Raw genomic sequence first — 11,794 nt, forward strand, 5'->3', positions numbered from 1 at the left:
GGAACACCTTTCGATATCAAAGGAAATATTAAAATACCTTCGCAATATTTGCTTCATTCTCACCTGCAAGAATGGTGTATTCTTTGGTCAACAGATTAGCTTCAAGCTTCGCCACACTGTTTTCATTTTTCCAAGTGATGTTCAGCTCATTCTCACTACCTTGTTCAATCTTGATCTCACCATTAAAAGCTGGACAGCTATTTCTGAATTTCAACAATGCGAACAGCTTTTGAACAACAGGACGTTGTACCTCAGCAGCAATTTCATCTTTAGAATAATAATGGCGGTTAATATTGCGTCCTTCTTTTGTGCTTTCGAGCAGTTCAATATCATTCTCGCCAGCGAATAGACCTACATAATAAATCTGTGGAATACCAGGGGCGAAGCACTGAATAGTTCTGGCCAAAAGATACGCCTGATCATCATTGCCAAGTGCAGAATAATAAGTGCAGTTAATTTGATAAATATCCAGATTATTATAAGCGGCGGAGCTATATTTTTTCTTAACATTTGCTCCTTGGCTATATAGGCTTTCTCTGGTCATTTCAGCTTCTTCGTCGGTCATCAGATCCTTAACATCCACCACGCCAATGCCGTCATGTGTATCCAGGGTAGTGAATTGTTTTCTCGGACAGATTTCCAGCCAATGCGCAAGCCGATTTACTTTTCCACTATATAGAGCATGTAATACCAACATTGGCAGGGCGAAATCATAGACATAATAATCCTTGTCTGCAATCTTCAATTGAATGCTGTAATGCTCATGGATTTCCGGAAGAACAGTTACGCCATAAGGCTCCACTACTTCTTTAGACAAATTCAACATTTCCCAAATATCCGGTTCTACGAAAAAGCAGTTGGTACCCATCTTTTTGTTGGCATAGGCAAAAGCGTCCAGCCGGATAATCGATGCTCCTTTATCAGCAAGGAAGGTCAGATTGTCTTTTACAAATTTCTTCGTAGTTTCCGTAGTCACGTCCAGATCGATCTGCTGCTCATCAAACGTACACCAAACCTTTTCCTTCGTCCCATCTTTAAAGGTAACCTCTACGTATGGCGCCCGCGGTTTACGTTTATAAATTAAATCCACATCAACCTCAGTTGGTTCACCGTTAGGCCAGAAATCCTTGTAACGAATAAATAAATCCTTGTACTGCGATGCATCCTTCTTCTCAAGGAAATCTTGAAAGTATGGAGACTGCTGTGAAATGTGATTGATCATGAAATCATACATCATGTAGAACTTCTCGCTCATCTCTTCGATTTCCGCCCAGTCGCCAAAAGCCGAATCAACCTTCGTATAATCCATTGGGGCAAATCCCCGGTCGCCCGAAGAGGGGTAAAACGGCAATAAATGAACCCCACCCACGACTCCTTGCAAGTGTGTATCCAGTACTTCGTTTAGTTCTTTTAAATTGTTTCCCATGCTATCTGCGTAAGTGATAAGCATAGCTTCATTTTTAATCTGCATATTAGGGTTCTCCTTCTATTTCAATTTATACACTCTTGCTTCATAAGGTCTGAGAAATCATCAAACTAATGCAACTTATGAAAGCGTTCTCCTAACAATCTTGTTCCTCCCTAGATGAAGGTTTATTCAAAACCAATTTTATAGATGCGCAAATAATATGTCAAACGTTTTCATATAATTAAATCAATAAAATAAAGCTATAATTATTGAAATTTAATATTATGTACATATATTTGTGATAACGTATAACATACCTATTATAACTATCAGAAACTATCTATGCTTTTACAATTGTTAGTCTCTATTAGTGTCAACAATCCAAGAAAGTTGTAGAATATAGATTAGAGCATTTTATGAAACGGGGATGAGGGTATGGCAAGTATTAAAGATGTTGCCAAGGAGGCGGGCGTTGCTGTAGCTACCGTGTCCAGAGTAATGAACAACCGGGGATATATCAGCAAAGAGACGCGTAAAAAAGTTGAAAAAGCGATGGACGCCTTAGATTATCATCCTAATCAAATCGCCAGAGCCTTACAGAAGAATCAATCCTTTTTTATTGGGATTATTGTTCCAGATTCAAACCACCCTTTCTTTTCCGATCTCATCAAGTATGTTGAAATGAGTGCTAATGAAAAAAACTATAAATTGCTAATATGTAATTCTCTTGACGATCCTGAGAAGGAAGCCAACTATATTAGCATGCTTCGCCAGAATCAAGTAGATGGCATTATCATGTGCAGCCACACTATGAATATTGAAAGCTATAAAAAGGTCCCTTTCCCTATTGTCTCTTTTGACCGTTTTATTTCTTCCAATATCCCTTGTGTGGGATCGGATAATTACCGCGGTGGTGAGCTAGCTACCGAACATTTGATACAGCTGGGCTGTAAACGGCTGCTACATATCTCCGGCCCGCTAGATCTGGATATTCTAGCGAATCGCCGTCGGGATGCTTTTGTCATCACAAGTATGAAACATGGTGTAACTTACGATATTATCGAAGGCGCGCACAACAAGCTTACCTTTGATTATTTTTGGTCCTTTGTCACCGAAAATATCTCTCCGGCCCAACTTCGAGAATATGATGGAGTATTCTGCAGTAATGATATTGTGGCTTATGCTTTATACATTTATGCTGAACAGCAAGGCATTCGAGTGCCCGAGCAACTGAAAATCATCGGCTATGATTACCACAGCTTTACCCGCATGCTTCAGAGTCCTAAATTGACTACCATTATGCAACCTAGTGATCGGATCGGGGTCATGCTGACCAATACTCTCCTGCAAATGATCGAAAGTGCTGACGGAGAGCTAATCAACAACACTACTGTAGACGTAACTCTCATTAAAGGAGAGACTACTTAACGTATCTATTAAAAAGGTAGACTACCGTAATTAGCGGTGGCCTGCCTTTTTTGTATTACTTCATTAATAACGACTTTCAGGAATAACGACTTTTAGGGCAATTTTTGTAACCACTTCCGCTTCTCAGAATATGCTGATTGGGCAGGTTCCCATTTTTTAAAGGAATGAACAGGAGAAGTTCAAGGAGGAGATATAGAAATATGCCTGATTACAGACCATTTAAAGGCGATGCTATCCTAAACAAGCATGGAAGGATCAGCAGTCCTATTAGAAAGAGGGAGTGTAACGCACTATTAAAAATAGTCACTGATCTCTCTGCAGTGGTGCCCCCCGTACTTACGAATCCCACAACACTTCATATTGCCAATCTCCAAAGAGTGTTAAGAGAACTATTGGAATTCTTGCATACCTCTAAGTTATGCAGCGCTTTTAGAACTGAGCTACTTTCTGTAGTAGAGATAGCCATTGTATCGACCGAAGTCAGTCCCTTCTCTGTCGTAAGCGTGGGCACTAATCTTCAACTGTTGTTAGCAGAGTTATTATCTTTTATTCTCGCCACGAAGATTGACTCTAATTGTAAAGATCAGCTGATTATTCAGATCAGACATATTCAAGCTTCTATTACACAAGCAATTGGATTACCTATTAAAGGTGTGACTGGACCTCAAGGGCCACAGGGACCCCAGGGTCCGCAAGGAGCACAAGGGGTTCCGGGCGCAAAGGGAACCACAGGGGCAGGGCTGCAAGGAATTGTTGCTTTTAACCCTGCACTAAGCCCTACTTATCCAGCAGGTCAAGTAGTAACCTTTAATGGCAGTACCTATATAGCTATTGTTGCTGGACCAACGGGAACACCTGGAAGTTCACCAGACTATTTATTAATTGCTGGTGGCTCCACAGGTCCCCAAGGACCGCAAGGACCACAAGGCCCTCAAGGAACACCTGGACTTCAAGGACCTCAGGGTCCGCAAGGGGTAGGGCTGCAAGGAATTGTAATCTTTAATCCTGCACAAAGTCCTACTTATCCAGCAGGTCAAGTAGTAACCTTCAATGGCAGCACCTATATTGCTACTGTTTCTGGACCTACTGGAATACCTGGAAGTTCACCAGATTACTTGTTAATCGCTGGTGGTGCGATGGGACCGCAAGGACCACAGGGTGTGCAAGGGATTCAAGGACCAACAGGTGCGCAAGGACCAGCGGGTCCAGGCGTAGGAGCAACTGGAGCGACGGGCTCGACGGGTGCTGCCGGCTTGGCGGGCCCTGCCGGTGCAACGGGAGCGACGGGCGACCCGGGCGCGGTCGGCGTTGCCGGAGCTACGGGTGCCACAGGGGCGACGGGTGATCCGGGGGCGGTCGGCGTTGCCGGAGCTACGGGTGTAACGGGTGCCACGGGTGATCCGGGGGCGGTCGGCGTTGCCGGAGCTACGGGTGCCACCGGTGATCCCGGCGCGGTCGGAGCTACTGGCATTACCGGAGTCACTGGTGCAACCGGTAACGGTGCAATTATTCCGCTGGCATCCGGAGGACCTATTATTATGACCACGGTTTTAGGTGGTTTGGTTGGAACAACAAGCCTTGTAGGCTTTGGAAGTTCAGCCACAGGTATTTCGCTTGTTGGCGGTAATATTGATTTGACAGGTACTCTCCTTGGACCGCTTATCAATTTTGCATTCTCAACTCCTCGAGCAGGAGTAATAACTTCCATTGCCGCTTACTTCAGTAATACCATAGCTTTATCGCTGCTTGGTACTACGATAAATGTAACAGCGCAATTGTACCAATCTGCCACACCAAATAACACATTTACTCCTATTCCAGGCGCAACAGTCCCACTTCCACCTATCACCGGTACTATTAATCTTGGAACTTTTGTCAGCGGAATTACGAATGGTATCAATTTTACTGTAACACCACAGACACGTTTGCTTATGGTATTCTCAGCCACCGCTACAGGTCTTACCCTTGTAAATACAGTCACTGGTTATGCAAGTGCTGGCTTTACGATTGTATAATCACTAAAAAAAGTTAGAAAAAGCATCTGCGATTCCTTTTGAAGGAGGTGGCAGATGCTTTTTTTGTAATATGCGGATTCAACTCTTGATCTTTCGGACTCAGATGCCGCTATTCGTTAATTTATCACTGTTTAGAGAGATTATCGGACCTGAGAGGCGCTATTGGGCAGAAATGGTGCTCAGTAGTGTCTATTTTGTACTAATAACGCCTATGGAGTCCTATAGCAACTCAAAAATAGGAAAATATTGCAAATAAGAGCGCCTGAGTCCGATAGCTACTCCGTTCACTGGGAACCATAGTCCATTCACTGAGAATCATAATCCGTTCACTGAGAATCATAGTCCATTCACTGGGAGCCATAATCCATTCACTGGGAGCCATAATCCGTTCACTGAGAATCATAGTCCGTTCACTAGAATTCACACTTTGCCACTGTTTGCAAAAACGAACCTCACAACTAATACGATTTCAGCTTATAACAAATACACCTTCAGCTTATCGATGACCTCATCGATTTCCGCTGTAGTCGTATATCGTCCCACACTAAAACGAACCGCTCCCCGTCCAATATTCTCCGACACATGCATAGCCTTTAAAACAGGCGAAATCAACGTTTCACCGGAATGGCACGCTGAGCCAGTTGAAGCCGCCACAGCTTCCAGGGAATCGATAATTTCATGACCCACTGCTCCAAGAAAACTAACGTTAAGGGTGTTAGGCAAGCGCTTGTGTTTATGACCATTCAAATGAATTTTTTCGCCAAAAGACTCCTGCAGTCTTCCATAGAAATACTCCGTAACTTGCTTAACTCTTTTTCTAGAATCAGAGTCAGCAGCAAGCTCACAGGCTTTTCCTAAGCCAATAATGTAGGGTGTATTTTCTGTCCCCGCTCTTCGCCCCTGTTCATGGCCCGCACCGTGTATCAAAGGCTCAATGTGAATGCCGTCCCGAATGTACAATGCTCCAATGCCTTTGGGCGCATATAATTTATGGCCTGCAAGCGTTAGAAAATCCACTCCCAAGTCCGCTACATCGAGGTCTACTTTTCCCGCAGATTGTGAAGCATCTGTATGAATAAGAATGCCCCGTTGGTGGCAGACCTCAGCTATTTCCTTGATCGGCTGGATCGTACCCGTTTCGTTATTAGAGTGCATGATGGAGACCAGAATGGTTTGGTCCGTGAGCTGCTTTTTCACATCGTCAACCTGCACCATTCCATACGAGTCAACAGGTACATAAGTCAGGTTGTATCCCATCTGCTCCAGGTACTGACAAGGTTTAATTACCGCTGGATGCTCAATAGCAGACAGGATAATGTGATTACCTTTATGGCGATACGTTTGGGCTACTCCTTTAATGACAGTATTATTAGACTCACTACCCCCACTGGTAAAAAGCACCTCACCCGGCGCACAATTCAGGAAATCAGCCACCTGTGTTCTTGCCTGCTCTATTCCGAGTTTAGCTTCCCGCCCCAAAGAATGACTGCTTGAAGGATTCCCAAAATGACCGTAAAGATAAGGGATCATAACCTCTGCTACTTCCTTATCTACTGGTGTTGTAGCGTTGTAATCTAAATAGATCATATTAAGTAAAGCCCCCTTTAACCATAACGCGAAACTTATACTTCTTGATGTTTTAAAAAAGAACGCACAGCAGTCTCAGCTTCATCCAGATTATTCACTTTAAAAGTAACTCTCTCAATGCCTTCATACTGAGTGGACGTATAATCGTATCTAGGGTCGTAGTAATACTCTAGCAGCAGCGCCACAGCTTCGCCGAACAAATCTGCCTGCAAGCATCGCTCGATTTCTGCCGCAACAGGGATATGAATTCGGGATTTAATACTCCAAAATGCAGAAATACATTGTTCCTTGTATTCTTCTGGCCGATAATCCTCAAGGATTTGCTCCACTCTGGCATGCAAAGGCATCTCAATCCAGATCTGCGTTCCGCTCTCTTTTTGCTCGGCCATAAATGGGGGCATTACTACCTTACCAATCTTTTTGCTCTCCGCTTCAAATAGTACATAAGGAGAATCCCCGATCTTAATTAACTCCTCTAAAAGAAGACTATCGAACGTTTTTTGATTGTTCGCACGAAGGCCAATCTCACCAAAAATAGAACCACGATGACCTGCCATCCCTTCCAAATCCAGAACGGGGTAGCCTTGCGCTTTCAGGCGGTGTAACAGATTGGTTTTACCTGTGCCTGTATTTCCGTGAATCACATAAGACTTCGCCTTACATTCATAGGACTCCAATTCGTCGAGCACCCATTTACGATAAGCCTTATAGCCGCCTATCAGCCGGTAAGCATGAATATCCATTAAAGAGAGTACGGTCGCAGTTGTACGGCTGCGCATACCTCCCCTCCAGCAGAATACAGCTTTGTCTCCTTGAATCGCTGCAAATTCTTTGACAAAAGAAGGCAGTTTTGCCGCAGCAATCTCCAAACCACGTTCTTTCGCGGCCTGCACACTTGTCTGTTTATACAACGTCCCTACTTCAGCCCGTTCCTGATCATCAAAAAAAGGAATATTCAAACTATCCGGCAGCGTTGCATCTTTATATTCAGAAGGAGATCTAACATCAATAATGGTGATCTGCTTCTTGTTTTTTAACACTCTAAGTTCTTCCAGTGTAATGTCCTGAAACAATATGCTCTCTCCTCTGGTGGCTAACCTTCATAATTTGCTCTAAGCTGATATACAACAGTTATTCCACAGCAGCTATAACTGTAATCTGACCCGGATGCTCTTCCGTTACCTCTCCGATCAATGCCGCTTCTACCCCTGCATCTACTAACTCTTTTAGCAAATCTTCGCTTTGTTCAGGGGCCACAGAGATCAGCAGTCCGCCAGAAGTCACAGCGTCACATAGAATATAGCGGCTTAGTTGGTCCATCTCCTCCGGATAAAGAATGCTGCCTTCCAGATGGGCAAAGTTATTCTTAGTGCCTCCTGGAACAAATCCCTGCTCCGCAAGCTCTCTTACTCTTGGCAGCATCGGTACATCGCCTTGACGAATGATCAGGCCCGTGCCGCTCCCTTTAGCCATTTCCGAGGCATGTCCCAGTAGCCCAAATCCGGTAACATCTGTACAAGCATGTACATCATAAGGCTCCATGATTTCAGCCGCTTTTTTATTCAAAGTAGACATTACTGTCGTAAGGCGTGTGGTTTCTTCAGGAGATAGCTGATCCTTTTTAATGGAAGTTGTTAAGATCCCCACACCGATAGGCTTCGTTAGAATCAGCTTGTCTCCCACCTTGGCGCCCGCATTCGTTCTTACTTTGTCAGGATGCACAAGGCCCGTAACGGCCAATCCGAATTTGGGCTCTTTATCGTCGATGGAATGTCCGCCCACAAGAGTAGCTCCTGCTTCCTGTACTTTATCCGCTGCACCGCGCAAAATGTCACCGAGAATGCTTTTATCTAAAACAGAAATAGGAAAGGCCACAATATTAAGCACCGTAAGCGGCTTTCCACCCATCGCATAAATATCGCTTAATGCATTGGCTGCTGCAATTTGACCAAATGAATAGGGATCATCCACGATCGGCGTGAAAAAATCAACAGTTTGCACTAACGCTAATTCATCACTTAAACGATACACCCCTGCATCATCACTAGTATCAAGACCTACAAGTAGATCCGGGTTAGGAACAGTTGGTGGCAGACTACGAATAACCTGCATGAGATCGGCGGGACCGATTTTGCAGCCGCAGCCCCCTTTTGAAGATAATGAAGTCAGTTTTATAGTTTCAGCTTGAGACATCATGACTCAGCTCCTTTAGTATGAATTATCTTAATCTTACACGAGTAGATCGCATTGTACAAAATGCAAGAGTAGCAGATGCGTTGCTTACTACGCCTCCTTCTATAACTATTTAGAGTCTATTGTTCTTTCCCACGTCTGGTGAGCTATATTTGGTGCTGTGGTAGGGTAGGGACATTAAGTGGCGTTCTAGGTACAATATGCTTGTAAATGTTCAACATCCATCGGTTAGTAAAATAACCAAAGGCTGGCTCATTCGTAGATTTCACTACGGATGAGCCAGCCTTTAGTTAGATATCCATTATATTAGGGAAATTCTCCCTAATGTTCATCGATAATCGCTTTAAAATGAGGTTTTTAGGGAATTCCTCCCTAAAAATTCATGCAAATACCCATTTATGGCTAAAAACATCCTATTATTAGGGAGGATTTCCCTAATCTACGTTCTAGGAGCCATAATCTCCTTCATTTTAGGGAGAATTCCCCTAAAGTTCTTCCCAGAAAGACGACCCATAGCCAGCTCATTCCGCCCTGGCTATGGGACGCCTATTTTCTCACTTAAACGCTTCGCTTGTGAAGGTCTCCCTATAGATCAGCTAATCTGCTGACTGCCCTGCTGCTTCTCTAAGAAACGCTGAAGAATCGCATTGAATTGCTCCGGTTGGCACAGATTACTTGGATCTAATGCGTTCGGAATAATCGCCAACTGCGCCTGCGGCAGCTGAGACACCATTTCCTTCATACAATTCACTCCAAATTCATTAAAGTCCCCCACAATACATAATGCAGGACGTTTAAAAGCCTTTAAACATCTGGTGTAATCAACATGGCTCGTAGCCAGCCTTTGCCGATATAACTCCCGGGGGCGTTTGTCCAGCAGTCCTCTTCTAATCTCATTGTAGGCCAGACTCCAGCGCTCTCGGTACATCATCCGAATCGAAGGCAACACCAGCTCGCTTGGGAGATAATACATTAGTAAACTGCAATATGCTGCCATAGTTTGTATTTTCCCTACTATTGTTGATCCGTGAGTCCTACAAAAGCTATCCGCGACCACAATGGCTTTTACACGCTCAGGATATTGTTTGGCAATATGCTGAACGACTAAGCCACCATAGGCGATTCCTACAAAAACTGCTTCACGGATACCTAGGTCATTCAACAGCATAATCAGATCCAGACATTGCGTCTCAATAATCTCATGTGGGGCCTCCAGCAGTTTACCAGACTTGCCATTCCCCCGTAAATCGCACAAAATCACTTTATATTTATCGGAAAAATACTCCAGCTGTGGTTTGAACATACTGTGTGTTAATCCATGTCCATGGATAAACACAACCGGAGTGCCAGTTCCATTGATTTCATAATAGAGCGAAGTTCCGTTCAGTTTAGCGATAGGCAAAGGTAACACCTCTTTCATAATAAATTCTACGACTATATCTGCTTAAAAACGCAGCAAAAAACCACAGAGGGATTCTCTGTGGCTATTCATCACTAAACACGCCATTCATCCTCTCTCCATACGCTTACGAGGTTAGCTGTCGGATTCGGGCAGTGAGAGTTGCCCTACCTGCAGGGATGCATATTATGCACCCGGAACAGGATTCACCCCATAACCAGTGCCGACTCTCACATCGGCTGCCAGTTGTTGGTTCCCCCGCTTTCCAGAAACGGAAATTAAGCGGATTGCTTATGTAATTGTAAATTTAAGATAATTCTCAGTTCTGAGATGAATCATACTCTTGTAAGGTTTTCTTGTAAAGGAGGGCTCTGGTCAAAATAATGTTGAAAGCAATGCTTTTCATTTCATATTAAGCATACTCTTCATTTTCTCTTTCTTTTGCTCTTGTTTACTCGTTTTCTTTAGAAAAACAGCTCTGAAGCAAGCGAAAAAGGGGGTGATTCACCAGTACTTTCCTATTTAATAAGAAACGACAATCTTCAATACCAATATTGGGCCAGTTTCTGTACCTTGGGGTGTTCGTCGTTTCTATGTCCCCGATCCGTTTGGCAAGCTTGTTAATATTATTTCACATGAACAGCACGAATGATTTCATAAAAAAGAAAAAAGCTAAGCAGAATCAGAGATCTCCCCCTGTCCACTTAGCTTCCTTTTACAATACTATGGCTACAAAAGATCGGCGTTTTTCAATGCATGCTCCCAGCTTGGAAAAAAGAACAGCGCACTTCTCATAAGCTCTGGGTCGCTTTGCTTCACTTGTTTTTTACTGATCGAGCTTCCGTCGCTTTGCAGCTTTTTGATCCGACTTAATACTTCATCAGCCTCCAAAGGAATTTCCATTGAAACACTCCTTTCTCAGTGACCTGTTTCCCTTCATTTTCTCCATAATATGTTTATTTATTCCGTACTCTTAATTTCCCCAGATTAAACCATCTGATAGATGGGTTGTTCAGCAATGAACCGGGTAGGAAGCATGGGATATTTGTCTGCTAAGATTTCAGCTAAATATTTCATCCCCGGTGCTTCACTCTCCGCATGACCTAACATGATGAGCGCTTTAGATTTGCCTTGGTGCCCTGCATCCCGCACATATTCCGGAGTCTCCCACTCTGGTCCTTCTCCAGCAATAATTAAATCAAGATTGTGATCATTAAAAAGCGGAATAGCCATCGTCCCGCCTCCTCTGTAACCTACTAATATCCCTACGCGTTTGCAGGACAGAGACAGGTCACCAGCAGCGCGTACATAAGAGATGCCTAGCTTACTTTTAATATACTGAGCAGCTTCCATTACAGTCATAGCAGGAATAGTGAGAATCGTAGCAGCCGCTTGCTGCTCTTCCACATAGTCTGACCAATCCAGCTCTCGCAGCAAACCCATCATAATCCCATCCGGCTCTTGCCGATGCCAATAATCATGATAACGAAAAATAGCTATTGGGGAATGTTCGATCAGACTTTTTTTCGCATGATAAACCGGATCACCTTCTAACCACTCGCTCGCTGCATGATGGCTATAAAATATACCTTCATGCGTGATCAGCAAATTGGCTCCTAACGCTATTGCTTGCTCCACAATATTTTGTGTGGCAGAGAAGGCCGTAATAATCCCTGTGACTTCAGTTTCCGGTTCCCCTGGGTTCAGAATATCCACAGTCCCTTCTACCTGTTCCACAGTTCCCATTAAATCTTTCAAAATCGC

Annotated in this window: 9 protein-coding genes, 1 pseudogene and 1 riboswitch; of the genes and pseudogenes, 3 read left to right on the forward strand and 7 right to left on the reverse strand. The window is 43.8% G+C overall.

The genetic code is table 11. The features are described 5' to 3' along the window. Positions 1–28 precede the first annotated feature (28 nt). Positions 29–1,471: a sucrose phosphorylase gene (gene gtfA, locus MHI25_RS26365; RefSeq protein WP_340394598.1), complete on the reverse strand. Its 1,443-nt coding sequence runs from the start codon at positions 1,469–1,471 to the stop codon at positions 29–31. A 372-nt stretch (positions 1,472–1,843) separates the two neighbouring features. Here gtfA and MHI25_RS26370 point away from each other — a divergent pair, with 372 nt between their 5' ends. After that, positions 1,844–2,836, forward strand: coding sequence for a LacI family DNA-binding transcriptional regulator (locus MHI25_RS26370; RefSeq protein WP_076128039.1), 993 nt, complete (start codon positions 1,844–1,846; stop codon positions 2,834–2,836). A gap of 200 nt (positions 2,837–3,036) precedes the next feature. Then, positions 3,037–4,851, forward strand: coding sequence for an exosporium glycoprotein BclB-related protein (locus tag MHI25_RS26375; RefSeq protein WP_340394599.1), 1,815 nt, complete (start codon positions 3,037–3,039; stop codon positions 4,849–4,851). A gap of 474 nt (positions 4,852–5,325) precedes the next feature. On the opposite strand, the gene MHI25_RS26380 is transcribed toward MHI25_RS26375, so the two are convergent. From MHI25_RS26380 to MHI25_RS26395, 4 genes are all read right to left on the reverse strand, one after another. Continuing rightward, positions 5,326–6,438 carry a cysteine desulfurase family protein gene (locus tag MHI25_RS26380; protein WP_076221014.1) on the reverse strand — a complete coding sequence of 371 codons (1,113 nt, stop codon included), beginning with the start codon at positions 6,436–6,438 and terminating at the stop codon, positions 5,326–5,328. 35 nt (positions 6,439–6,473) lie between these two features. Then, a complete protein-coding gene (gene mnmH, locus MHI25_RS26385; RefSeq protein WP_340394600.1) occupies positions 6,474–7,511 on the reverse strand; it encodes a tRNA 2-selenouridine(34) synthase MnmH in 1,038 nt (345 codons plus the stop codon). Positions 7,512–7,569: 58 nt separating this feature from the next. Next, a complete protein-coding gene (gene selD, locus MHI25_RS26390; protein WP_076184790.1) occupies positions 7,570–8,631 on the reverse strand; it encodes a selenide, water dikinase SelD in 1,062 nt (353 codons plus the stop codon). A 592-nt stretch (positions 8,632–9,223) separates the two neighbouring features. Continuing rightward, on the reverse strand, positions 9,224–10,051 hold the full coding sequence (locus MHI25_RS26395; RefSeq protein ID WP_081383340.1) for an alpha/beta hydrolase: 828 nt from the start codon (positions 10,049–10,051) through the stop codon (positions 9,224–9,226). An 87-nt stretch (positions 10,052–10,138) separates the two neighbouring features. Further along, a riboswitch (cyclic di-AMP (ydaO/yuaA leader) is annotated at positions 10,139–10,325 on the reverse strand. Between the two features lie 261 nt (positions 10,326–10,586). On the opposite strand from MHI25_RS26395, the pseudogene MHI25_RS26400 reads away from it, so the two are divergent. Beyond that, positions 10,587–10,682, forward strand: a pseudogene (locus MHI25_RS26400) (glyoxalase); the annotation flags it as partial. A 77-nt stretch (positions 10,683–10,759) separates the two neighbouring features. Here the strand turns inward: MHI25_RS26400 and MHI25_RS26405 are convergent. Both MHI25_RS26405 and MHI25_RS26410 read right to left on the reverse strand, forming a co-directional pair. Beyond that, a complete protein-coding gene (locus tag MHI25_RS26405) occupies positions 10,760–10,933 on the reverse strand; it encodes a hypothetical protein (protein WP_169744809.1) in 174 nt (57 codons plus the stop codon). Positions 10,934–11,017: 84 nt separating this feature from the next. Further along, on the reverse strand, positions 11,018–11,776 hold the full coding sequence (locus MHI25_RS26410) for a Nif3-like dinuclear metal center hexameric protein (protein WP_312148447.1): 759 nt from the start codon (positions 11,774–11,776) through the stop codon (positions 11,018–11,020). Positions 11,777–11,794 lie beyond the last annotated feature (18 nt).

The organism is Paenibacillus sp. FSL E2-0177 (assembly GCF_037992975.1).
GTDB lineage: Bacteria > Bacillota > Bacilli > Paenibacillales > Paenibacillaceae > Paenibacillus_AQ > Paenibacillus_AQ odorifer.

What these genes read in the sequence shown, in the direction of transcription:
- selD (WP_076184790.1), bottom strand. Translation starts at nt 8,631, where the DNA reads ATGTCTCAAGCTGAAACTATAAAACTGACTTCATTATCTTCAAAAGGG.
- MHI25_RS26375 (WP_340394599.1), top strand. Translation starts at nt 3,037, where the DNA reads ATGCCTGATTACAGACCATTTAAAGGCGATGCTATCCTAAACAAGCAT.
- gtfA (WP_340394598.1), bottom strand. Translation starts at nt 1,471, where the DNA reads ATGCAGATTAAAAATGAAGCTATGCTTATCACTTACGCAGATAGCATG.
- MHI25_RS26405 (WP_169744809.1), bottom strand. Translation starts at nt 10,933, where the DNA reads ATGGAAATTCCTTTGGAGGCTGATGAAGTATTAAGTCGGATCAAAAAG.
- MHI25_RS26410 (WP_312148447.1), bottom strand. Translation starts at nt 11,776, where the DNA reads ATGGGAACTGTGGAACAGGTAGAAGGGACTGTGGATATTCTGAACCCA.
- MHI25_RS26370 (WP_076128039.1), top strand. Translation starts at nt 1,844, where the DNA reads ATGGCAAGTATTAAAGATGTTGCCAAGGAGGCGGGCGTTGCTGTAGCT.
- MHI25_RS26380 (WP_076221014.1), bottom strand. Translation starts at nt 6,438, where the DNA reads ATGATCTATTTAGATTACAACGCTACAACACCAGTAGATAAGGAAGTA.
- MHI25_RS26395 (WP_081383340.1), bottom strand. Translation starts at nt 10,051, where the DNA reads ATGAAAGAGGTGTTACCTTTGCCTATCGCTAAACTGAACGGAACTTCG.